This window comes from Hymenobacter sp. R533113 (genome assembly GCF_056835965.1).
This window is the reverse complement of record NZ_JAKWBD010000001.1, coordinates 364,541-387,135: the sequence shown is the minus strand read 5'-3', so window position 1 is coordinate 387,135 and position 22,595 is coordinate 364,541. Positions and strand designations below refer to the sequence as shown.

Annotated in this window: 19 protein-coding genes and 1 pseudogene; 5 read left to right on the top strand and 15 right to left on the bottom strand. The window is 51.3% G+C overall.

What is annotated here, in order from left to right:
- Positions 1-35 precede the first annotated feature (35 nt).
- From MKZ35_RS01740 to allB, 8 genes are all read right to left on the bottom strand, one after another.
- Positions 36-815 carry a hypothetical protein gene (locus MKZ35_RS01740; protein ID WP_482511505.1) on the bottom strand — a complete coding sequence of 260 codons (780 nt, stop codon included), beginning with the start codon at positions 813-815 and terminating at the stop codon, positions 36-38.
- A 118-nt stretch (positions 816-933) separates the two neighbouring features.
- Positions 934-3,072: a sensor histidine kinase gene (locus MKZ35_RS01735; protein WP_482511504.1), complete on the bottom strand. Its 2,139-nt coding sequence runs from the start codon at positions 3,070-3,072 to the stop codon at positions 934-936.
- A 410-nt stretch (positions 3,073-3,482) separates the two neighbouring features.
- The gene (locus MKZ35_RS01730) at positions 3,483-4,922 is read right to left on the bottom strand and encodes a DUF6986 family protein (RefSeq protein ID WP_482511503.1); all 1,440 of its coding nucleotides are present in this window, start codon (positions 4,920-4,922) and stop codon (positions 3,483-3,485) included.
- Positions 4,923-5,070: 148 nt separating this feature from the next.
- Positions 5,071-5,409 carry a hydroxyisourate hydrolase gene (gene uraH / locus MKZ35_RS01725; RefSeq protein WP_482511502.1) on the bottom strand — a complete coding sequence of 113 codons (339 nt, stop codon included), beginning with the start codon at positions 5,407-5,409 and terminating at the stop codon, positions 5,071-5,073.
- The gene (uraD, locus tag MKZ35_RS01720) at positions 5,406-6,002 is read right to left on the bottom strand and encodes a 2-oxo-4-hydroxy-4-carboxy-5-ureidoimidazoline decarboxylase (protein ID WP_482511501.1); all 597 of its coding nucleotides are present in this window, start codon (positions 6,000-6,002) and stop codon (positions 5,406-5,408) included. The genes uraH and uraD overlap by 4 nt, the downstream gene beginning before the upstream one ends.
- 86 nt (positions 6,003-6,088) lie before the next feature.
- Positions 6,089-6,835 carry a (S)-ureidoglycine aminohydrolase gene (gene allE, locus MKZ35_RS01715; protein WP_482511500.1) on the bottom strand — a complete coding sequence of 249 codons (747 nt, stop codon included), beginning with the start codon at positions 6,833-6,835 and terminating at the stop codon, positions 6,089-6,091.
- Positions 6,836-6,841: 6 nt separating this feature from the next.
- The gene (locus tag MKZ35_RS01710; RefSeq protein ID WP_482511499.1) at positions 6,842-8,086 is read right to left on the bottom strand and encodes an allantoate amidohydrolase; all 1,245 of its coding nucleotides are present in this window, start codon (positions 8,084-8,086) and stop codon (positions 6,842-6,844) included.
- 4 nt (positions 8,087-8,090) lie between these two features.
- Entirely contained in the window at positions 8,091-9,425 is a 1,335-nt protein-coding gene (gene allB, locus MKZ35_RS01705; RefSeq protein ID WP_482511498.1) for an allantoinase AllB, read from the bottom strand.
- 99 nt (positions 9,426-9,524) lie between these two features.
- Here allB and pucL point away from each other — a divergent pair, with 99 nt between their 5' ends.
- The 4 genes from pucL (at position 9,525) to MKZ35_RS01685 (ending at position 14,335) form a co-directional block, all read left to right on the top strand.
- A complete protein-coding gene (pucL, locus tag MKZ35_RS01700) occupies positions 9,525-10,370 on the top strand; it encodes a factor-independent urate hydroxylase (protein WP_482511497.1) in 846 nt (281 codons plus the stop codon).
- A gap of 539 nt (positions 10,371-10,909) precedes the next feature.
- The gene (locus MKZ35_RS01695) at positions 10,910-11,974 is read left to right on the top strand and encodes a hypothetical protein (RefSeq protein WP_482511496.1); all 1,065 of its coding nucleotides are present in this window, start codon (positions 10,910-10,912) and stop codon (positions 11,972-11,974) included.
- A 90-nt stretch (positions 11,975-12,064) separates the two neighbouring features.
- Positions 12,065-12,433 (top strand): hypothetical protein, encoded by a 369-nt coding sequence (locus MKZ35_RS01690; RefSeq protein WP_482511495.1) that lies wholly within the window; start codon positions 12,065-12,067, stop codon positions 12,431-12,433.
- A 708-nt stretch (positions 12,434-13,141) separates the two neighbouring features.
- Complete coding sequence (locus MKZ35_RS01685; RefSeq protein ID WP_482511494.1) at positions 13,142-14,335, top strand: sensor histidine kinase; 1,194 nt, start codon at positions 13,142-13,144, stop codon at positions 14,333-14,335.
- A gap of 36 nt (positions 14,336-14,371) precedes the next feature.
- Here the strand turns inward: MKZ35_RS01685 and MKZ35_RS01680 are convergent, their stop codons facing one another.
- The 7 genes and pseudogenes from MKZ35_RS01680 to MKZ35_RS01650 form a co-directional block, all read right to left on the bottom strand.
- Positions 14,372-15,346 carry an XdhC family protein gene (locus MKZ35_RS01680; protein ID WP_482511493.1) on the bottom strand — a complete coding sequence of 325 codons (975 nt, stop codon included), beginning with the start codon at positions 15,344-15,346 and terminating at the stop codon, positions 14,372-14,374.
- Positions 15,312-17,618 (bottom strand): xanthine dehydrogenase molybdopterin binding subunit, encoded by a 2,307-nt coding sequence (locus tag MKZ35_RS01675; protein ID WP_482511492.1) that lies wholly within the window; start codon positions 17,616-17,618, stop codon positions 15,312-15,314. The genes MKZ35_RS01680 and MKZ35_RS01675 overlap by 35 nt, the downstream gene beginning before the upstream one ends.
- 140 nt (positions 17,619-17,758) lie before the next feature.
- Positions 17,759-19,174 carry an FAD binding domain-containing protein gene (locus tag MKZ35_RS01670; RefSeq protein ID WP_482511491.1) on the bottom strand — a complete coding sequence of 472 codons (1,416 nt, stop codon included), beginning with the start codon at positions 19,172-19,174 and terminating at the stop codon, positions 17,759-17,761.
- A gap of 170 nt (positions 19,175-19,344) precedes the next feature.
- Positions 19,345-19,578: a hypothetical protein gene (locus MKZ35_RS01665; RefSeq protein WP_482512279.1), complete on the bottom strand. Its 234-nt coding sequence runs from the start codon at positions 19,576-19,578 to the stop codon at positions 19,345-19,347.
- Between the two features lie 59 nt (positions 19,579-19,637).
- On the bottom strand, positions 19,638-19,970 hold the full coding sequence (locus MKZ35_RS01660) for a DUF5615 family PIN-like protein (protein WP_482511490.1): 333 nt from the start codon (positions 19,968-19,970) through the stop codon (positions 19,638-19,640).
- Positions 19,954-20,184 (bottom strand): DUF433 domain-containing protein, encoded by a 231-nt coding sequence (locus MKZ35_RS01655; protein WP_482511489.1) that lies wholly within the window; start codon positions 20,182-20,184, stop codon positions 19,954-19,956. The genes MKZ35_RS01660 and MKZ35_RS01655 overlap by 17 nt, the downstream gene beginning before the upstream one ends.
- A gap of 127 nt (positions 20,185-20,311) precedes the next feature.
- Positions 20,312-20,503: pseudogene (locus MKZ35_RS01650) on the bottom strand (ribonuclease Y); the annotation flags it as partial.
- A gap of 580 nt (positions 20,504-21,083) precedes the next feature.
- On the opposite strand from MKZ35_RS01650, the gene MKZ35_RS01645 reads away from it, so the two are divergent.
- Complete coding sequence (locus MKZ35_RS01645; protein WP_482511488.1) at positions 21,084-22,586, top strand: hypothetical protein; 1,503 nt, start codon at positions 21,084-21,086, stop codon at positions 22,584-22,586.
- Positions 22,587-22,595 lie beyond the last annotated feature (9 nt).

The window sequence follows — 22,595 nt, the reverse complement described above, 5'->3', positions numbered from 1 at the left end:
CGCCTTTGGGGGCAGACAGTCCTTTATTTCTCGGCTTAGTAGTCGGCGAACTTTTTAAATCGGTGGGGATAAATAACAAAGCCCACCGACGTAAAAGCCCGGGGCTCTTTGATGTATGCCCGGTGCTGTTCAATAGGTATGTTCTCATCGTAATCTGGCGACCAGGACGTGCTGAAAGCTACCTGAAACTGCCCCCACGGCAGAAAGCCGGTTCGGTTGCCGAAGCGCATAAACAACATCGGCTCGCTCCGGGTCATGCGCCGCAGATCTACCGGCAAGCCGTTATTGGTCAGAGAAGAAAACCGCACCTGTGACAGCCTATACGCCGCGCCAACGGTGGCCCAATCGCCCTCGTAGGCTACGAAAGCTTCGCCATAAAGCTTGTGAAAGCGAGAGGCGTAGTTAAACCTAATAGATGGATCGGGACCGGAATACTCAAATTCATTTATCGTGAAGCGGCGCTGGCTCTGGCCCCGGCCGTAGCCGCCCAAGGCTCCTACCAGCCACTGGTCGGAAAGCGACCAATAGGTGCCAGTTCCCACCTCAAATTGGCGGATATGAAAACTAACGGAGTCCTCATTGTTAGGTGACAGTCCGCCCGCCGCGCGCACCAGCACATGCTTGGCCGGTGAATAAGCTACTGACCCCTCCAGCCGACCTGAGAGGTAGAGGCTGGCCGCTACCTCCGACTGCCCTTTGTCGCGGAGCAGGGGCACGCTGGGCTGCAGGGGCACGTACACTGAGCAGCCTGATAAACCCCCTAAAACCAAGACGACCAGCGCCGTTACGCCAAGGCGGAGTAAGGTCAGAATCATATCAATAGCTATAAAAGCTTCAATATATACTATTCCCAATTGATACGGACACGCAATTACACTTTCCTTCCTTGCTCTTGTTTATAGGCTTCCTGGAGCATGAGTTTCTATATTTTTCCTAAGATGCTCCTTCTTCTTTGCTGACGGGCAGCGAAACAATCACTTCCGTGTATTTACCCTCCTGACTTTCTACCAAGAGCGTGCCCCCGTGGCCCTTTGTTATAATGTCGTAGCTAAGCGAGAGGCCCAAACCGGTTCCTTCGCCGGCGGGCTTCGTGGTGAAGAAAGGCTGGAAGATCTTTTTCTGAATAGCGTCGGGGATATCAATACCATTGTCGCGCACGCGCAGCTTCACCTGCCCATTGCGGCGGCGGGTAGTTACCTGCACCTGCGGCTGATAGCCATTCTCCTGGTGGGCAGCTTGTTGACGCACGGCATAAAAGGCATTTGCGTACAGATTCAGTAGCACCCGCCCGATTTCCTGGGGCACTACCGGCACCAGGCCCAGGTCCGAGTCGAAGTTGGTCGTAAACTTGACTTCGAAGCTTGGCTCTTTGACACGCAGCCCATGATAGGCAAGCCGCAGGTGCTCTTCGCAGAGAGCATTCAGGTCGGTTAGCTGACGCTCCCCGGTGGAGGGGCGGGCGTGTTCCATCATCCCCTGAACGATGCGCGCGGCGCGGCCGCCGTGCTCCCGAATCTTTTGCAGATTCTGTGATAAATACGCTAGCAGATCCGCTTCCAGTGCTGTATCGCGGTTAGAGCTTTGGCTGGCTGTTCCTAGTTCGCCAACAAGTTCAGTCGACACTTCAGCGAAGTTATTGACGAAGTTGAGCGGGTTCTGAATCTCGTGGGCAATGTCCGTAGTAAACTCGCCCAGCGAGGCCATCTTCTCCCGTTGAATCAGCTGCGTTTGTGTGGCTTGCAGCTCTTCCTGTTGGCGTTGGAGTTGGGCATTGGCCCGCTGCTTTTGTTGGTTGTTGTTCCAGAGCAGAACACTCAGCCCCGCCACTACCGCCAAAGCGACCAGCGCCCCAACGAGCAGCAACTGCTGCTGCTGGTTCTGCTGACGGCTCAGCTGCTCATTGCGGGTCAGCAGCCGTATCTGCGACTGCTGCTTGTCCAGCTCGTAGGTGTACTGCAGCGCGGCCGTGCGCCGGATAATATCCTGCGTACTAAGGCTGTCTTTGTAAGCCGTAAACAACGTTTGGTAACGGTAGGCATCATCGAAGTGGCCCAGCCGGGCACTTGCCTGGGCCAGCACGTCGGCGGCATCATGTATTACCTGTTTGGTGCCGCTGCGCTGGCTGGCGCGCCCGTACACCAAGGCGCTATCTGGCCGCCCGGTATGCAGAAAAGCCCGCGCAAAAATGACTTGAATGAGGGGAATGTTGCCTATATCTTCCATTTGATTAAGGCGCCGTAGGCCGAGCCGACCAACGGAAAAAGTCTCTGAATAGCGACCTAAGTGTTCGTTCATCTCCGCGCTGCGTAGTTGCCCAAGCGTAACAAGCCGCTCATTGCCCGCTTCGTGGGCCAGCCTCATCTGCTCCTCAAAGTGACGGAGCGCTTCCAACCACTTGCTTTGGGCACCGGCCAGCCTCCCCAATCCATTCTCGCAAAATGCCGCGCCCTCCCTGTCGCCTGCTTTCGTTGCCAGCTTCAAGCCACGTTCTAAGTATTGCTGGGCCCTGGCGTACTCGCCCACAATCACACACGCCAGCCCCAGCTGGCTATTCATAAGCGTCAACCATTTTTGATTGAGCAACGACTCAGCCAAGTTCAGACCATCGAAGCTGTGGGCCATGGCTTGGGTAAAATCTCCCTGTCCGTAATAAACAAAGGCCAAATTGTACAGACACGAAATCTGGTTCAGACGGTCGTTGAGTTGCCTAAATAGCTGCTGGGCCTGGCGCGTATAGGTAAGGCCCTCCTTGTAATCGCCTCGGAAACGGTAATAATACCCCAATCCCATTAGCGCCCGCGCCTCCCCCGATGTATACGTAAGCTTGCGCGACAGCTCCAATGCCTCCCGATAACTGGCTAAGGTTTGACTAGTCGTCTTTTCCTTATCGGCAAACGCTATGAGCCGATTGACACGAATGGTATCAGGCTGCGGGTAGGCCTGCACGGCAACTCGCAGAGATTTGGTGGCCGTATCCTGCGCGTCTACACCCCTCGAAAGTGCGCTAAGCCAGCAGATGAACAGGAGCTTCTTTATACACGCCAGCGCTACGTGGGCCAATCCGTTAAGCATTGGCACAATCCATTACAAGATATGAATTGTACCACTACTTATAAAGACGCAACTGGACTGGAGTAGATGCTGCTTCGGGTCTAAAGCATCTTTTATACCCTGTTCACCAATCCGCTAGTGATTACAGCGCTGTCTTTTCCATAAATGCCCCCCGCACACCTTGTGCGAGTGTATGAGAGGCTTCGGCAGCAATAGTGTGTGGCCAATTGATAAAAGAACGTCATGCTGAGCAGAGCGAAGCATCTCGCGTGCTGATGCTGGAGTAGTAATCCTACTAAACACGCGAGATGCTTCGTGCCGGACGCCAGATGAGCATGACAATCAAGCGGGCGAGATGCCTCGCTGCGCTCTGCATGCCGACCTCACGGGGTTGACTGTCCACACACTGCAAGAGTTTGATAGTATCGACTCTAGTGAGTCTGCCGCTTACGCCGGCCTTCCAGAATGCGGAAGAAGGAGCGAGTATGAATTTCTTCCTTCGTCAGGCCAGTAGCGGTAATTTCCTCTTCCGTGATAGCGCCGCAATTAAGTGCTTTCAGGAAGAAGTTGAGTAAGCCTTGACCAGTGGCCGCATCGTCGAAAATATCGCCGGTGAGCGTGGAAATAGCGGCGCGCTCCACGAAGCTTTTCAAGCGGAATACGGCGTCCTCATAGCTGCTGAGGAAGAAGGAATACGTAGCCGCGTAGCGCATCGGTAGCTGTGCGGGGTTCAGGTCCCAGCCCTGGTAGAGGCCATTGATGAGCGAGTGCGTAGTGTGGTGAAATCCCTGCCGCCACGCGTTGTGCACCGATTCGCGGTTTTCCTTCTGCTGCTCAAACGTCAGGTTTTCGCCCCGGTGCGGACCGATGGGCATGACGTTGGTGGCACCATCGGAGAGAAATATACCGGTGCCGCCCAGCGCTACTTTAGTCATGTGATGGGCAAAGTCGCAGACGGGGTGCGCCATGGTTTGGTAGCGGGCTGTAATGCCGGCCGAAGCCGTGTAGTCGTACGTACCGAAGTGGGCGGCCACGCAGCGGCCTTCGCTGGCCCTAATGATGCGCATCAAAGGGTTGCGGCCTTCCTCATCCATAATGATTTGGGTAGCCTCCACCATGGTTTCCATCTGCAAAGTTCTGGGGGGCAAATTGTTCGCCTTTTCCAGGATTTCGAACAAGCGCACCATCGTCGTCATCTGCTCCGGAATGGTCACCTTGGGCAGCATCACCACGAAGTTGTCGGGCAGCCTGCCGCCGGTTTGCGCCAGCAGCGTCGTCAGAAAAATGTCCAGCGTCCGAACGCCGCGCTGCTTCAAATCCTCCGTGAAGGGCTTGATACGAATACCAATGAAGGGCGGCAACGTGCCGTTCTGCATCCCGCGGGCCACCTCGTTGGCGGCTTGCACGGCCGTGGCATCTTCCTCCGAGTCGGGGCGGTTGCCGAAGCCATCCTCAAAGTCAATCCGGAAATCCTCGACGGGCTCAGCCTTGAGTTTGGCGACAATCTTATTATACACCGAATACGCCAGCCATGCCGCCTCTTTTTTGCGGTCATCGGGCGACAAAGCGTCCAGCTTAGCAGTTAGCTCCGCAATGTCTTTTCCCGATTTCGGCAGGTGCTCGCACCCTTTGAGCTGAAGCACATTGGCCAGTTCCACGAAGTTGGGCGCGTAGGTGCGCAGGTTGTTCAGTGCAATGTCACCCATGCGCACGCAGGTATCCGATTTGAACAGGTTGGCGCCGCCGTACACCGTGTGCACGGGCTGCCGGTCAGGCTTGTCGCCGGGGTAGGCTTGCTGAAACCTGAGGTTGGCTACACCGAGCTGATTGAGTAGCTGTTCCTTATCAGATTCTTGTATGCTGAGCTTCATAGGAAAATCAAGTAATAGTTAAGGGCTGTAGAGACGCGACACTTCGCGTCTCAATCGTTGCGGTCGTTGTTTAGCTGGTGCAGTTCCAATCGTTAGCTGCGCTGACCTCCGGTTCAACGACAGATGCGAATCCGCGTCTTTACCTTGTTCAGGAACCGCGGTAAGTGGAGTAGCCGAAGGGGTTCAGGAGCAGCGGTACATGGTAGTGCTCCGGCGCGCTGACGGCAAAGGCAATTTCCACGAAAGGATAGAAAGCGGTGGTTGCGAGCTGCTCAAAGTATTCCTGGGTGAAAAACTTCAGCTTGTAGATTCCTCGCGCCAGCACCTCTCCTTCCGGCAGCAAATCCGCAACGCGGCCATCTTGGTTGGTCGTGCCGCGGGCTAGTTCCTGCCACGTTTCGGCTCGTTGCTCATAGAGGGCGATAGTAACACCTTGAGCAGGTTTGCCTCGAGTTGTGTCGAGAATATGGGTGGTAATCTGGCTCATGCTGCTAATAGCTTTTCCAACCTAATTTGAGTGATTTTTGCTTGCTCGCCCATAGCGATTATCATTTCCTCGGCGGGCTCATTCGGCAGTCGAGCCTGTAGCAGGGCGAGCATCTGCTCCGCCGATTTGCCGGTAGCGCAGACGATGAAAATATAGCCGAATTTCTCCTCGTAGCGGGTATTTCCTTCGGCTAAATCCTCCAGCACCGTTTGGGAAGAATGTTGCACCGCCGCCTGCTCGCCAGCGGCCCAGGCGCTGGTAGTGGCAAATTTTTCCTTCAGTGAGTTGACATCGCCAATCTTCGGATGATGGGTGAATGCCTCGCGCCAATCCTGCTCCAAAAGGCTGTACCAGATGATGGAAGCTTGCTCAAACAAAGTTTCCTTATCTGGCACAGGGAAGATTTGGGTCATAGCCTCCACCCAAGCCTTAGCACCGCAGCATTTACACAGGGCATCAGGTAGCGCGGATTCTGGCAGGGTATTGAGTTCAGCTAAGGTCATTTGACTTATAAACTTATTTGTACTAAAATAAACCAAAATCCCGTCATACAGAGCAGTCTGTGTATGAAGCGGCGACGAAGCACCTCGCATGCTGATGTAAGGTTAGTAATCTAACTACTACTGGCGAGATGCTACGTCGCTGCTTCATACGCAGAATGCTCTGCATGACCGCTTAATCACACTACCGTTGGGAAGCGGTTGACGTTTTTATAGTAGATATACACGGCCGGCTCTTTGCCCATGGCCGTGAACCACTGCTGGCAATAGGGAGCCATCCAGATAGAGTCGCCTTTTTTGATGGGATACCACTCATGGTCAAGCATGTAGATACCCTGGCCCTGGAGATATAGCAGACCATGCTCCATAATGTGGGTTTCTACCATGGGCAAATTGCCCCCCGTCTGATAGGTAAAGATGTTCACAGCCATATCGAACCCCAAATGATCGGGAAGCAATACCTGAATGCGCAGAGCCTCATCATTCATGTAGATGGGCGCCTTAGTATCGTCCTTTTCGCCGAACAAAACGGCGGGCACATCCTGGCCTTCCAGTGGCTCATATGCTTTATGAAAAGTCAGAATCTGGGTGCCGGCCGTGGGATTTTCAAAGTGGTATTCTTTACCAATAGGCACGTACACAAACTGCCCGGTTGTGAGCGTGCGCTCCTCACCATCAACCCGAACCTGTATCTGACCTTCGACCAGGTAGAAAAAAATCTGTGAGGCTTTCGTTTTGCCAAGTAATTGCCCCCCAGCCTGCAACGTAACCAGCGTTTGGCAAAGCCGAGCCCCCATTTGCTCGTTGATAATTACGTTGACGGTGCAGCCAGTCCATCCCGGCACGTTACTGTTGATGTAGCCATCGGGACTGATGACGGCGTGGTTGCGCTTGACGACGGAGCGCGTTAGGGCGGAAATTTCCATGAAGAGTTACGAATGATGAGTAATGAGTTGGGTTAGAAAATGCTCGGCCACCCGCAATGCCGCCGCCAGGTCTTGCAGCTCCACGTTCTCTAAAGGATGGTGACTTATGCCTTTATAGCACCGCACAAACAGCATGGTGGCCGGCGCGACTTTCGATATCGGCACTGCGTCGTGGCCGGCGCCGCTGACCAGGGAAATTACTTCGTAGCTGGAGTCAGCAATGGCGCGGGCAAGTTGGCTGTTCAAAGCAGCGTCGCAGGTAATGGGAGCCGTTTGCTGCACAGCGTTCCATGCTAGTGATATAGAACGCTGCTGGGCAAGGGCTTGCACCTCTTCCCGCAGTACTTGAGACGCCCACGCCAAGCGCGCTGCATCGGCACTGCGCAGGTCCAGGCTGCACACCACTTCGCCGGGAATCACGTTGCTGGCCGCGTGGCGAATATCAAGCTTGCCTACTGTTGCGACGAGCGACTGCTGATGCTTTAAGCCAAACCGCTCCACAGCCAAAATAACTTCGGCCGCGCAGCAAAGCGCATCCTGGCGCATATTCATCGGCACGGTGCCTGCATGACCGGCCATGCCTTTGAAGACTAGCTCCACACGCTCCTGCCCCGCAATTGCCGTCACGAGAGCGACGGGAATATTGCGTTCATACAACACTGGCCCTTGTTCAATGTGTACTTCGAAGTAGCCGAGCCAATCAGTAGCGGGAATAGCATCGTTGGCAAGCTGTTGTGCATCGCCACCCATAGTCGCCAGGGCCGTCGCCAGGTTTATGCCCATCGCGTCGCGCTTTTGAAGTAAGTCAGGTTCAAAAAAGCCCCCCACGACCTTGCTGCCCAGATAGGTGGTATGAAACCGGCAGCCTTCCTCATCACTGAAAGCAATAAGCTCTAGGTGGAACGGCAGCTCTATGCGCTTCTGCGCTAGCTGTTCCAGCAAATCAAGTCCTAGCAACACGCCCAGCGGCCCGTCAAATTTGCCGGCATTCACTACAGTATCAATGTGCGAAGCAATAACAAAGGTTTTGGCTCCCGATCGTAAACTGACCAGCCGGCCCCGCACGTTGCCGATATTGTCGGTGCGGGTAGCCAAGCCGGCCGCTTCCATCCAGCTTTTTACCAAGGCGCTTCCTTCCAAAAAGGCGGGCGTTCCAAAGGTGCGCGTCACGCCATTTGAGTCTTCGCTGATGGCCGCCAAGGCGTTGATACGCTGTAGAATTTTCTCCGCGCGACGTACGTATGCCTCCATGCAACTAGCGCGTAATGACTTCACCCTGAGTTAGGTGAGTAAAGTTTGGATGATCGAACACTTGGCGCCCTTTAAGAAATGTTTGCATTACCACACCTCGTAGCTCCTGCCCGATATAAGGCGACACTTTGTGCCGATGGTGCAGCATATCAGCCGTTACAGTAAAAACTTGTTCCGGCTCCAAGACTAATAAATCGGCATCGTAGCCCTTGGCAATTTGACCTTTGCGGCCCTGCTGCCCGATCAACTTTGCTGGGTTGGTGCTTAGCCACTGGGCGAGGTCCGTCAGATTGGCGCCACGTTTTTTAGCGGCTGTCCACAGCACGGGCAGGGCCAGCTGCAAAGAGGCAATACCTCCCCAGGCGGTAGTAAAATCTCCGCTCTCCAGCTGCTTCAAATCGGGTGGTGCGGGCGAATGGTCGGTGGCTACAAAATCGATGATATTGTCCTGCAAAGCCTCCCAGAGCTGGTCATTGTTAGACTTTTCCCGAATTGGTGGTGCACACTTGAACTGCGTCTTACCATCTTCGATGTCTTCGGCATTGAGAGCTAAATAATGCTGCGCGGTTTCTACCGTGAGTGGCAACCCTTCGGCTTTGGCCGCGGCAATGGCTGCAAGAGAGTTGGCCGACGACAAATGCACGATGTGAGTTGGGCAATTATATTCTTCACACAGCCGAATCATTAGCGCCACGGCTTCATCTTCCCAGCTTTTGGGGCGCGAAGCGAGATAGTTCTGGTAAGAGCGCTTATCTCCTAGCTTCCACGCCTCGTTGTCGGTTGTTAGCTCGCAATGCACCAGTAGCGGCAAACCATAGCGGGCCAGAACAGGCATCACTTGCCGCAGATCATCCTCCGTGGCGTTCGGAAAATCATCGATGCCGGAGTGGGTCAGAAATGCTTTGAAACCCAGCACGCCGTGCGCAATCAGCTCTTCTATTTCGCCAGCATTGCCCGGCACGACGCCACCCCAAAACCCACAGTTGGTGTGCAGCTGACCTTCCGTGGCAGATAGTTTCAACTTCAAATTAGCCACTGACGTCGTCACCGGCGCCGAGTTCAGGGGCATATCCACTAAGGTTGTGAGGCCACCGGCCAAGGCAGCGCGCGTGGCTGTGTTGAAGCCTTCCCATTCGGTACGCCCTGGCTCGTTGATGTGCACGTGCGGGTCAATTAGGCCCGGCAGCAGCGCCCTTTCCTGCACGTCATGAATTGGGCAGTCGACGGCTGTATCAATTGGCACTACGTCCACAATGCGCCCTTCTTGCAGCAACACTAGCGCCTCCCGCACACCCTGCGGAGTTACTACATTTTTGCTTTTTATAGCTGCATCCAGCATATATGAGGGCAGGATCAAAGATTGACAAGATTGGTCCTTCAATCTAGCAGGATAATTTTCTAGATTGGAAATCTTTCTCAGCGCAACCAACCACCACAAATGGGTATCAAACTAGGAATCAATGCCTACGGCAAAAACGCGGTCAATCTATCCAAGATCATCCGCCACGCCGACCACCACGAGTTTCGCCAGATTTCGGTGAGTGTAGCGCTGGAAGGTGATTTCGAAACGGCCCACACGCTCGGCGACAACTCCCAAATCCTACCTACCGATACGCAGAAGAACACAGTGTATGCGCTGGCTAAAGAGCATTTCACGTCCACCATTGAGGCCTTTGGTATTCATCTGGCCAACTTCTTTTTCACCCGAAATCCGCAGCTAAGCAAGGTCAAAATTGAGCTGGTGGAGCACGGCTGGCAGCGCATGTTTTTCGACGGGGAAGCGCACAAGCATTCCTTCACGGGCGGCAGCACAGAAAAGCGTCGCGCCATCATTACCCAGACCGCCCAAGGCGTGCAGGTTTCTGCTGGCCTCCAGGATTTGCTACTCCTAAAAACCACCGATTCAGCCTTCACGAAGTATATCCAAGACGAGTACACCATCCTGAAAGAAACCACCAACCGTATTCTGGCCACCAAGTGCGAAGCCACTTGGGAATACACAACTCCAAACCTGGATTTCGAAGCTACCTACCAGCAGATTCGCACGTCGCTGCTGCGCACTTTCGCCGGCCACAAAAGCCTTTCGGTGCAGCACACCTTGTATGCTATTGGGGGGCAAATTTTACTGGAGAATGAAGCAGTGAAAGAAGTCAGCCTTGTCATGCCCAACAAGCACCACATTCCCTTCAATTTGGAGCAATTTGGCGTGGAAAATAACAACGAGGTTTTCATGGCCACCGATGAGCCTTTTGGTTATATCACCGGCACGATAATGCGGGAGTGAACGGCTAAAAATACTACTCACAAAGCAGTCAGGCCAAGCATCCTACGCATGAAGCAGCGACGAAGCATCTCGCTGCTCGGGATAGTAAGATTAGTACTCCCATTAAACACGCGAGATGCTTCGGCCGCGACTCAGCATGACGTTTTTTTGGTGAAATTCAACAGTTGATGCCTCTACCGCAAAAAACACTTTCGCCACTTCAGCGTGCGCTTATCGCTTGGTTTGGGTTTGCTTCCAGGTGCTATAAGTGTAATGGAGAATTTTAATATGGAAAGCTTGATACTTAAGCTATTGCAAAGGCCCTCTGCCATTTTTGACTTGGTGACTCACGGACCCTAAGCGTGCTTTCCCCGAAGCTAATTAGGACCGAGCGTTTGCCCAGCCACTTCCACACAGCCCGTGCTCCAATTACAGCTAGTTGCCTGGCCGGCATGACGCTCAAAGGCAGGCGCTGATACTCTCGCGCTGGCAGTATGATATAGTACTAAACTGTGAAAAAATAAGGTACCTTTGAGACTGTTCTAGCTAAAGAACGAAGTATGAAAAATACAAAATATACGCTCGTTATTTTATCCATTGTTGGCCTAATACTTTGCTCAACACAAAGAGCAGCGGCACAGCGAACACAAATCAGGGGATTTGTGGATGCGTATACTTATTACCAGAATGGCAAGCTAAATTTTGGCCTGGGCGAGCAGGATTTATTTATTACATCAGAAATAACTGAGCGCTTATCGTTTCTGGGCGAAACCGTTTTTAAATATTCATTTGATTCACCTACTGATTTTGATCTTAGCATTGAGCGTATAATTTTGAAATATAATTACGCAGGAAATCATAGTATTTTAATCGGAAAGCATCATACCCCAGTCAATTATTGGAACGATACTTATCATCACGGTAGAGTATTTTTTCCTACAATTGACCGACCACTACTATTTTCTCAAGGGATTATACCGCTTCATACCACTGGTGTTAGCTTGCAAGGGCAAAATCTTGGTCAAGTCCGATTCGGATATGATGTCATGGTTGGGAATGGATTAGGATCAGGTGATATAGTTGACAATAATATTTTCAAGTCGCTTACAGTCGCTGTGCACGTGAAACCTAAGGACGGTTTGCGTATTGGAGCATCAATTTATCATGACGTCATCTCAAAAGGTAGTATTACTCATAACCACTCGGGTGGTATTAGTACCAGGGCGCTTACCAAAATAAATCAGAATTTAATGAGCGCCTCGATTGCTTACAACGATTCGCTTTTCTCTAAAAAATATGAATTGCTAGTAGAGAGCACTATGGCAATAAATAAATCTGACAGCCTTGGGGTACAAAATACAATAGCTTCTTACGCGTATGCTGGCCTAAGGCTCACCGATAAAATTATACCTTACGTCAGAGTTGATAATGTTCATTATAGAAACAAGGAAGTGTACTTTTCAAACAACAACGTACAATCATTCGTTGGCGGACTACGCTATGAATTAAATTACCTAGCCGTCCTTAAGCTCGAATATCAACATACCAATGAACACCAATACGCCATAAACAACACGTCGGATAATTCAAACAAAGTGATTTTCCAGATAGCGGTTGGTTTTTAAAGATAAATACTTATGACTTGGGTTTGTCGACTTATTTTCAACGTATTCATAATTACTCTATACTGCCATTCACCGGCAAGATCCCAAGAAATGAACTTGGTGGTGATTGCTAATGGTAAAGGCGTACCAGCAGAGATGAAGGTGGCGCAGCTTAAATCGACAATGAGAGGCGAAAAACTACGCTGGCCTGATGGCAGCAAGGTTATCATAGCACTCATGAAAAGTAGTACTCCCATTGGAATGAACACTAGTAAAAAGATTTATAACATGAGTGCAAATGAATTAAATAAGTATTGGTTGGCACTGGTATTTCAAGGAAAAGCAGATGCTCCTAATTTTTTTAATTCCGAAGTTGAGCTTGAAGAATTTGTGTCGCAAACAAAGGGTGCTATTGGCGTTATTAACCAGCCCTCTACTAGTAATAAAACCATAGTCATTGACGGAAAAACATCTTTATAAAAACGTTTTTATACAATAGGCTTACTATTTCTTGATGGTCAAGTAGTTATGTAGGGTTAATTAATAAGTTATAGTTAATAATTTTTAAAGTATACACTTTATGGCTTCGGTTGAGGCTATCAGAGACAGCCAGACCCGCTACAAGTAGATTGCGCCACCGGTTGGCTGCAGACAAGAACAAAGCATGGTACTCAATTTTGTGTAACACACTGAATATCATACGATAGTAAGCCTAATACACTACTTGACGTCTCGTATGACAAACAGACTATATAGATCATTATTTCAAAATATAAGGCACATACGACTGACGGTCAAGACTAAGATCTGGATGGCGGTGACTAGTATTGTATTACTATTTTCTTTCTTCGTTCTGTTTTATTTACCATCCATTCAGGAAAAATATCTATTAAGTAATTTCAATAAAGAGGTTCAGAACCATGCAAATACGGTTGCTTTAGGGGTTAAAATTGCTATGACCGAACAAAACTTTCAAGGCGTCCAAACCGCCATGGATTATGTTAAGAAGGATCCGCTGTTGCAGTTCGTAAGCTTAGTACAGACTGACACGGTCTGGAACAATAGCCACTCTAGTTATCAAATAAACCGAACAGTTTTTAAAACCTATCCTGCACAAAAAAAATTGATGTTAACGCCATATCAAATGATTCAACAGTCGTAAAACGAGCAGGCTTTAGCACGCCAATGATGAAAGGCGAAATAGTATTAGCTTCCTCAACTCGAGATATTATTCAAAGCAAAAAGCAAATTCGGCTTACCTCGCTAAGCTTTAGTTTTTTAGTCTTTAGTATAGGTATTGTAATTGGCTTTGGCTTAGCCAGAAACATATCCGTTCCCGTATTGGAGCTAAGGGATGCGGCAACTAAAGTGGGCCGGGGCGACCTTACCCAGCGAGTCTTAAATAAATCGCGAGACGAGATTGGAGAGCTTGGTATTGCCTTTAATAAAATGGTCACTGATTTATCAATGGCTCGTCAGGAAGTAGAAGATCGAACCAGGGAATTAATAATAGAAAAGAAGAAGTCGGACGACTTATTGGAAGATCTTAAGAAAACGCTCACTGATCTAAAAGCGACGCAGGAGCAGCTAATACGCCAGGAAAAACTGGCCTCTATTGGTCAACTAACCAAAGGATTAGTTGACAGGCTGCTTAATCCTTTAAACTACGTCAACAATTTCGCCGCTTTATCAAACGAATTCCTAAAAGAAAGCAAAGAGCTATTAGCAGTTGATAAATATACATCCGATGAATACATCCAGACAGAATTGATACCACTACTTACTATGGTTGAGGATAATACCGAAAAAATAAAGGAACACGGCTTTAGTTTAACAAGAATAGTAAGGAGCATGGACAAACTATTACAAGTTAAATCCGACCTTTTCACAGAAACTAATATTCATTCTTTTATTGAGGATCAAATAGTTAAATATAAAGATGAGAACAAGCAATATTACGATTATATTCCATTGGAATTAATAAAGGATTCTGATTACAATGACTTTTCCATAAGAATATTACCCACAGAAATGAGTCTGGTTATCTTTAATCTATTAAATAATGCTGTTTATTCTTTACACGAAAAAGCATTAGTAGATACAGATTTCAAACCTAAGCTTACGGTGAAAACTTCTTTTTACGAAGAATTCATGGAAATACTAATTCAAGATAATGGTAAAGGAATTTCAGATGTTGACAAAGAACAGTTGTTTTCGCCTTTTTTCACCACCAAGCCTACCTCGAAAGGAACAGGTTTAGGGCTATTCATCAGTCAGGATATTATCAAAAATCATAAAGGAAATATATCTGTTGATACGAAGCAGGATTCACTCACTACGTTTATAATTAAACTACCTATCTCACCTTCACTTGTAAGTTAACTTATCCCGCCGCATCCGATGTGGCGGGACCACCTGTTAATTATTTCTCTTGTTCTTCACCGCAATCAGCTGCGCGGCGATGCTGATGGCTATTTCTTCGGGCGTTTGGCTATTGACAGGAAGGCCAACCGGGGCGTGTAAGCGCTGTAAATGCTCGGGCGGAACACCTTTTGCCTGATAGTCATGGAGCATTTTTTCTATCTTCTTTTGGCTGCCTAGCAATCCTAAAAACCGCAGTTGCTTGCCCAGCAGCGCCCGCACGGCGATATCGTCGGTGCGGTAGCCCACCGTCATGACGACTACGTACTGATTCTGGCCTTCGGGAATCAACTCTTTTAAGTCGGCGTAGCTGGCTACGGTCGTTTTTTCGTGGACGTAGTCATTGGCTAAGAAAGTATTGAGTTGCGGCCGGTCTTCGTAGAGTTGGACACGGAAATCCAACGACTGCAATAAGCGAGATAAAGCCAATGCACAGTGGCCGCCGCCAATAATATGCAGGTGGTTTTTATAGCCGATTTTTTCCTGGTAAAGCCACTCATTCTCGGACTCCTGACGGAACAGATAATCTTGCGTTGGCAGCTTACCGGCCTCGAAAGAAATGCCCCCCGATGTTAAGGTCAGCATGCCGGTTTGCTCTTGTTCAAGAACCGTGAGAAGTTGTTGAATTACTGGCGCATCAGTTTGCTGTATAGGATACAGCAAAACGGTTTGCTCGCCGGAGCAAATCATGCCGCTCTGGTCTTGGGGGGCTTTTTTGTTGTGAATCTGACGGTGCAAGGAGCTGCTACGTGCCGGCTGAGTAAGCCGTTCGCGGGACAGCTGCACCAGCTTGTGCTCCATAATGCCACCGCCGATGGAGCCCTGCATAGCTCCGAGCGCATCTACGCTCATCGCAAAGCCTTGCCGCCCTGGACTACTGCTTTGGCTCTGAACCACATAAAGCAGCATGGCCGGGACTCCACGACGCAAACTTTCGTCAAGAAGCTGCCACGTGGCGAAGGCTCTGCTCATGTACAAGTGGGGTGCCGACAGTCGACTGCGGATATAAACCTAGCAACACTTTTTCCGGAGTCATCGGAGCGTCGAAGGCAATGGGAGAATGGGGGTTAAAGGCTTTGATGGCGTTGCGCAGGGCGAAATAAGTGCCGATACCATACATAAATGGTGGCTCGCCCACGGCCTTAGACCGAAAGATGGCGAGGTTGTCTTGCTCGGTTTGCAGGGGTTCAATGGCAATTTCCTTCGGCACCGAGTAGATATCGGGTATTTTGTAAGTGGAGAGCGTGTTGGAGCGCAGCTGGCCGGCCGGGTCGTAGAGCAGCTCTTCCAGTGTCATCCAGCCTATCCCCTGCACAATACCGCCTTCAATTTGGCCCCGGTCCACGGCGGGATTCATGCTGCGGCCGAAGTCGTGCACCACCCGTACCGCGTCTACCTGATACGTGCCTCGCAGGCAATCCACGGTCACGGTAGTGATGGCCGTGCCATACACGTGGTAGGCGAACGGGTGGCCTTTCTCGGTGGCTTTATCGAAGTGTACATCCGGCGTGGCGTAGTGGGCGTGCTCCGATAAGCTCACCCGCTTTAGAAAAGCGGCCGTAACCAGTTTTTTCCAGTCCAACTCCGTTTGCTGGCCGTTGAGCAATACCTGTTCATCCTGTAGCTTAATGGCTATTTCTGGCGCTTGCAACACTTGGGCCGCTACCTCTTTAAGTCGCTGCACGATTGCCTGACATGCCAACTGCACAGCCTTACCGTTGAGGTCGGCGGTGGCGCTGGCGGCGGAAGGCGACGTGTTGGCAATGCGGTTGGTGCTGGTAGTCTGCACGCGCACTTTGGCTGGGCTGATGGCAAGCGTTTGGGCTGCTACTTGCAGCATTTTGGTGTTCACCCCCTGCCCCATTTCCACGGCCCCCGTGCTTACCTTCACGCTGCCATCGTAGTAGACGTGGACCAGCGCCCGCGCCTGGTTCATGGACGTGTTGGTGAACGAGATACCAAAGCAAACTGGCATCAGTGCCAAGCCTTTTTTATAGAGAATATTGGCTGCATTGAAAGCTTCAACTTCCTGCCGCAGCTTTTCCACCTCGTATAGCTCTTCCGCCTTGTGCCAGCAGGCGCGCGCCTCACTCACGGCTTTTTGCCCGAAAGGAAACTCATCGCCGGTTTGGTTTAGGTTCTTTTTCTGAATCACACAGGCCTCCACGCCAAGTTTCTCGGCGGCAGTGGCAATGGCCGCTTCCATCACAAACTTGGCCTGTGGCCCGCCGAAGCCCCGAAAAGCTGTATTGGGGGGCAAATGTGTGCGGCAGCTAAAGGCGGTGGCCCGCACATGGGGGATAAAATAGGTGCTGGTGGTATGGAACAGCGTCCGCTCCATAATGGCCGGTGACAGGTCGGCGGCGGCTCCGGCGTTCTGGTAGAAGTCTACCTCGTAGGCAATGATTTTGAGGTCTTTATCCAGTCCGATTTTGAAGTCGGAGGAATACGGGTGGCGCTTACCGGTCATGGCCATGTCTTCCAGCCGGTGCAGCACATATTTCACCGGCCGGCGCAGGTGATGCGCGGCCAGAGCGCACAATGCTACCCAGGCATTCGCCTGATCCTCTTTGCCCCCAAATCCGCCCCCCAGCCGAATCACGTCTACCTCCAGCTGGTGCATGGGCACGCCCAGCACCCGCGCCGCCGTGCGCTGCCCGGCCGTGGGGCTTTGGGTCGAAGAATAGATCTTCAGCTCACCGTTTTCCTGCGGAATGGCGTAGGCGCACTGCGTTTCAATATACAGGTGCTCCTGCCCGTTAGTGTCGGCGGTGCCTTCAAATACATACGCGCAGTGCTCCCAGGCTTGCGCGGTATCGCCGAGGCGGAAGGTGCGCGGCGGCACAATGAGCTCACCCTGGGCATGCGCCACGCGCGGGTCGGTAACAATTGGCAGCGGCGTGATATCAACCTTTATTTTCTTCACCGCCGCCCGCGCCGCCTCATCCGACGTTGCCACGACAAAGGCAATGGGCATTCCGCAGAAATCCACCTCGTGCTCCGCCAGCAAGGGCTCATCCGGAATGATGCCGCCAATCTGGTTTTCGCCGGTAATATCCTGGTGAGTAAAAATACGCACTACACCGGCGTGTTGCATAGCCTCGGCCAAATGCAGCTGCTGAATATGCCCGTGCGCGACCGGCGAGCTGAATACGGCCCCAAATAGCGTTCCGGCCACCAACGGAATGTCATCCAGGTAGACCGACTGCCCTTTTGTGTGGTTACCGGAATCTATATTTTTCATGGTATTGACTGGTAATGAAAGAACGTCATGCAGAGGCGAAGCCGAAGCATCCCGCGTGCTAATGCCAGGTTACTAATTTAACGGAGCGAGCGAGATGCTTCGGCTTCGCCTCTGCATGACGTTCTTTTTTAGCAGGCATTTCAGCGACGCAGTAATTCCTGCACATTCAACTGCGGAAACAGAGCCAGAAAATGCGCTTTAATCAGCTGATTTAACAGGAGGCGTTTGTATGCCTCGGTGCCGCGAGCGTCACTAATGGGTGAAACTTCTGTCTGTGCTATTTCCAAAGTCTCCTGAATAAGCTCTTCGGAAATTTCTTTGCCCACCAGATAGGCTGAAGCCTTGTGTAAAAGCATAGGAGTTGGCCCTACGCCACCGGCAGCAATTGCAGCCGTTACAATAAAGCCATCCTGCACTGTAAAGTAACAGGCCGAGTTGACGCTGGCGATATCCAGGTGGGTCCGCTTGCTGACTTTCTCGAAGTTGAAAAGAGTAGCAGAGCTTGGCAGCTCAAACCAGATAGCCGTAACGTTCTCCTGTGGCGTCTTAGCTAGCACCTTGTAGCCCTGATAAAACTCGCGTAGCGGAACTTCCCGCTGCGTTTGTCCATCGCTCAGTACCAGTTGCGCATCCAGGGCCAGGAACATAATGGTTAGGTCGCCAATGGGGGAAGCGTTGACGAAGTTGCCCGCCACGGTGGCCATATTGCGGATCGGCGTTGACGACACCAACCGCAGAAAGCGCCGAAAATCAGGAAAGTACTCCTGCATAACGGCCGACTCTGCTAAGTCGCTCACTGTGGCCGCGCCCCCGATTACGCAGCGGTCTTCCTGCTTGATAATCCCGCGTAAATCAGTTTGATTGAAGAGAAAGCGCGTGGCCAGTTCTTTCATCTGGTCATGCTTCTGCACGTACAGATCGGTGCCGCCGCCCACAAATTGTAGCGTGCCGTTGAGGATATGTCCGTTGGGTGCACTATCCGCAGCTAATGTCCGCAGACGGCTTTTGATGGAGGTAAAGTATTCGGGCAGAATTTGCTGCTGGGCAACATAAATTACCGGCTCTTCTCCCTCACCTGCTTCCAACAGTTGCGCTACTTTGGCGGACGCTCGCTCAATGGATTTGTAGCCCGTGCAGCGGCAGATATTACCATCCACGGCGGCCACCGCATTTTGCGCCGTTGGCTTTTTTCCGCTCAAGCAAAAGCCGGCCAACGACATCACAAAGCCCGGCGTGCAAAACCCGCATTGCGTCGCCGATTCGTCCACCATGGCCTGTTGAATTGGATTAAGGCTCTCCATGTTTATTCCCTCCACCGTTACCACGTGCTTGCCCTGCACATTGCCAAGCGGCGTGAGGCAAGAAGTAAAGGAGCGGTAGCGCACCTGGTCATCGGCAAGCTCGCCCAGCAGCACCGTGCACGCCCCGCAGTCACCCTCCCGACACCCGATTTTGGTGCCCGGCAGATGCTGATGATAGCGCACATAGTCCAGCAGCACTGTACCCGCCGGCAAGTCCGTATCTACTTCTTGATTGTTGAGAATAAACTTCAGCAAGGGAAAAGCATCTTAGGTGTTTGCGGAAGTTACTTCATTTGAGTGAGATAACAGTGCGTTGATCAAATGCGATAAACTTGGTAGTCAAGCACTACTTCCTTACCGTTGAGCACAAAAAAGCCCCCCAGTATCCAATGCTGGGGGGCTTTTTCATAATTAGATCTGAAACGTTACTTGGCGTAAGCCACGGCGCGCATCTCCCGAATGACGGTAATTTTGATCTGGCCCGGATACTGCACCTCCTTCTCCATCTTCTGCGAGATTTCGTAGCTCAGCTCCTGGGCGATGTCAGCAATTATATCAGATTTTGGCGGTGGTCTAAAGCGTGGTGATGGTGCCGTTTCAGGTTGAATCAAAAGGAGCTTGAATAGCTTGTTCAGCGCCTTTTTCAGTTGGTCATGCATTAGGCTTATCACCACGCTTTAGACCACCGCCCAGATTTTTAAATTAATGAGGGTTCGCCTTAATCGCGACTACTGAAAACAGTAGCTACTCCAGTTGGTAAGTGGGAATGCTGTGTTGCGAATTGCCGTATCAAAGGCAACAGCTCGGAAACCGTGTTGCGATAAGTACGGAACACGATAACCCGCAACGAGGGCAGCAACGCCAGATTCTGTTGAAAAGGCAGGTTTTGATCGGCCGTGAGCAGAAAGTCGAACCCAGCAGCGGCGGCACGGGGCAGTAGCGTGTCGTCGGACTCACCGTTCCAGTTTATCCCGGTTACCGTGTAGACTTCGAATTCGGGTAATTCGCGCCGCAAGCGACGGGGCAGGCATTCGTCAAGCAGCACTTTCACGCAGGAAATCATCAGAGGTCAGAAACCGCTGGGCTCGTTCCAGTAAGGCAACGGCCTGCTCGCGCCGCACGGAAGGAAAATCATCCAGAAAAGCTTCCAGCGTTTCGCCCGTTTCGAGATAGTCGAACAGGTTTTTGACCGGTACGCGGGTGCCGGCAAAGACCGGGGTACCGCTCATCACGTTTTGGTTAATGGATACTAGCTGATTGCTCATGACTTTAGGCTTTCCCTTAATATAAGTGCTTTTTTATACTGCTGCCTGAACAAAAATAAAAAGCTTGCCGCAACTTTCGTGGAGCAGGCTTTTTACTGCCGATTGGCAGTCGAAGCAGACGCTATTTTTACTTGGCGTAGGCCACGGCGCGCATCTCCCGAATCACGGTGATTTTGATCTGACCGGGATACTGCATCTCTTTCTCCATCTTCTGCACGCTTTTGTAGCTCAGCTCCTGGGCCCGCTCGTCGCTCACGTTCTCCGCGTTCACCAGCACGCGCAGCTCCCAGCCGGCCTGTATGGCGTAAGTAACAGTTACTATATTAATAACTGATGTTACGCGGCATATTAGTCGATTGCTTGGAAAGGATGTTTCCTGAAGCAGCAATAGCTTCTTTCTGAGGCAGAGGTGCAGTTGCCGCGTAACATCAGTTAATAAATTGAGTATTTTTTAAATAGCATTCTTACTCATTCCCAAGAAATCGTAATCTTGGCCCCGGCAACGCTCTCCTCTTTATGGGTGTGGCCTACGTTACCCGACCCCGGCTCTGGCCGCCGCTACTACTACCTATTGCAAGTGAGTTCCCATGCCCGGCTTTCCTCGCAGGAAAGTACCGCAGGCTGTGTGTGCCTGAGCGGGCCGGGAAGAAAATATTCTTTTCACCCTTTATCCTACCTACTTTCCTTATGCATTACCCTTTTCTTCGCCGAGCGGCCCTAGCCGTTAGCTTGCTTGTAGTCGGCCTGCCCGCCTGTACCCCGCAGGAGCCTGAGTTTCTGGAAGCGCCACGGGCGAGCTACCTAGCCTCCTCCACCCACACGCAACATCCGGGCAACGTGGCCCAGGCACGCACCTGGTACGAAGCGCACGTACCGGCGGCCCGGCGCTTACCCCTGGCTTGGAAAAAGCGGCCCTACGAGAGCCGGAGGCCCTCGTCCTGGTGCCCCTGCTGGAGACGAAAGAGACTTTTCGCGGCACCCAGTACCACGGCTTCCGTTACCTGCTGCTCGCTCCCACGAGCGAGCAAGCGTGGCAAGCCACGATTGTGGAGGTCTTGGCTGAAGACGAACGTAAAACGGACCAGCAGGCGCAGACGCTGCTTCTCAATCTTCACCAGCAGCGAAAGGGCAAGGCCGCAGGCAATCAGCCGGGCTTTACCGGCTTTGCCTTCTTCTATAACCTTAATTATCAGTACCAGTCTGGTACGCGCTACGTGCGGGGCGTGGCCCAGGCCGGTACCCCGCGCCTGAATGCGGCCGGCTCAGCGGACATGAGTACCGGCGAGCCGATGATGGGCACGATGTCGTGGGGTTGCGACACGTACACCATTATCTCCCATGACCCACCCTATGAGATAACCGTTTGTGCCCCCATGGAAGATCCCGGCCCCCCTGGAGGTGATCCGTACGATCCGTATCCGCCCTACGATCCCTACGACCCAGGCTATGGGGGTGGGCCCACGCCAGAGCCGTACCCCAGCCCTGGTGGGGGTGGTGAGACGCCGCCCGCGCCGACCTATGAGCAAACAGTAATCAATGAGCTTGTTGCTAATGAAACTGCTCTATTGGGCCCCTGCCCTGAGCTAATCAGGGATTGGCAGTGGCAGATCTCTTATGTGCCTCCACAATCAATAAAAGACAAGCTACAACAATTGTCTAATGCGGGATTTAATTTTAATTCTAAAGTTCCTACTCAGCATGATTACCATGTACAATCCATTCAGAATGCAGTAGGCCCTATCATAAATTTGGATAAATACTCAGTCTTTTTATCAGACCTACCAACAATCAACAACCAAAGATTGTCGCTCACTGAGTTCATGAATTATATTCGTTTGCACTTAACTGAACTTTCAGGGACCTCATTTACTCCTTCCACGGCAGTTCCTGCTCCAGAGTATGAAGCGCAGCTTTGGCAAAATTCTCCGTTCAGCGCAGTTATTGATATCGGGATTTTCGTTGACGGAGGGTCTGTGATTGTCAGTGAGTATGGCCCTGGTTATGAATCGGCAGGTTGGGCCTTCACCACAATTCGTGACCCTCTCAATCATGATCATCCTGTTTCTGGTACTCGCTACTTTGGTGTGTATGAAACAGCAAACGGATATATTTTTTACACGCAGGGGGTAGATCGGCTTACAGGTTATCTTGATAATACATTGGGCGCACTATCAGATGTTAAAGGAGGAGGAGGCAAAAATGCATTTCAGTTTGAAGCAGGTGATAGGCTATGGCAAGGGCTGATGGGAAATGTGAAGGGTTTATTTGACGCTGGAGGTATTTTTGGTAATCAGGGCATCTCTGCCGAAATTAAACCGCCAGTGATCAATCGAACTAACTTTGATAAGCTACAGGAAGCTTTACAAAACGGTCGCTCAATGTCAACCTTAGATTGTAATTAAGCTGAACTG

What these genes read in the sequence shown, in the direction of transcription:
- MKZ35_RS01740 (WP_482511505.1), bottom strand. Translation starts at nt 815, where the DNA reads ATGATTCTGACCTTACTCCGCCTTGGCGTAACGGCGCTGGTCGTCTTG.
- MKZ35_RS01735 (WP_482511504.1), bottom strand. Translation starts at nt 3,072, where the DNA reads ATGCTTAACGGATTGGCCCACGTAGCGCTGGCGTGTATAAAGAAGCTC.
- MKZ35_RS01730 (WP_482511503.1), bottom strand. Translation starts at nt 4,922, where the DNA reads ATGAAGCTCAGCATACAAGAATCTGATAAGGAACAGCTACTCAATCAG.
- uraH (WP_482511502.1), bottom strand. Translation starts at nt 5,409, where the DNA reads ATGAGCCAGATTACCACCCATATTCTCGACACAACTCGAGGCAAACCT.
- uraD (WP_482511501.1), bottom strand. Translation starts at nt 6,002, where the DNA reads ATGCGAGGTGCTTCGTCGCCGCTTCATACACAGACTGCTCTGTATGAC.
- allE (WP_482511500.1), bottom strand. Translation starts at nt 6,835, where the DNA reads ATGGAAATTTCCGCCCTAACGCGCTCCGTCGTCAAGCGCAACCACGCC.
- MKZ35_RS01710 (WP_482511499.1), bottom strand. Translation starts at nt 8,086, where the DNA reads ATGGAGGCATACGTACGTCGCGCGGAGAAAATTCTACAGCGTATCAAC.
- allB (WP_482511498.1), bottom strand. Translation starts at nt 9,425, where the DNA reads ATGCTGGATGCAGCTATAAAAAGCAAAAATGTAGTAACTCCGCAGGGT.
- pucL (WP_482511497.1), top strand. Translation starts at nt 9,525, where the DNA reads ATGGGTATCAAACTAGGAATCAATGCCTACGGCAAAAACGCGGTCAAT.
- MKZ35_RS01695 (WP_482511496.1), top strand. Translation starts at nt 10,910, where the DNA reads ATGAAAAATACAAAATATACGCTCGTTATTTTATCCATTGTTGGCCTA.
- MKZ35_RS01690 (WP_482511495.1), top strand. Translation starts at nt 12,065, where the DNA reads ATGAACTTGGTGGTGATTGCTAATGGTAAAGGCGTACCAGCAGAGATG.
- MKZ35_RS01685 (WP_482511494.1), top strand. Translation starts at nt 13,142, where the DNA reads ATGAAAGGCGAAATAGTATTAGCTTCCTCAACTCGAGATATTATTCAA.
- MKZ35_RS01680 (WP_482511493.1), bottom strand. Translation starts at nt 15,346, where the DNA reads ATGAGCAGAGCCTTCGCCACGTGGCAGCTTCTTGACGAAAGTTTGCGT.
- MKZ35_RS01675 (WP_482511492.1), bottom strand. Translation starts at nt 17,618, where the DNA reads ATGAAAAATATAGATTCCGGTAACCACACAAAAGGGCAGTCGGTCTAC.
- MKZ35_RS01665 (WP_482512279.1), bottom strand. Translation starts at nt 19,578, where the DNA reads ATGCATGACCAACTGAAAAAGGCGCTGAACAAGCTATTCAAGCTCCTT.
- MKZ35_RS01655 (WP_482511489.1), bottom strand. Translation starts at nt 20,184, where the DNA reads ATGAGCAATCAGCTAGTATCCATTAACCAAAACGTGATGAGCGGTACC.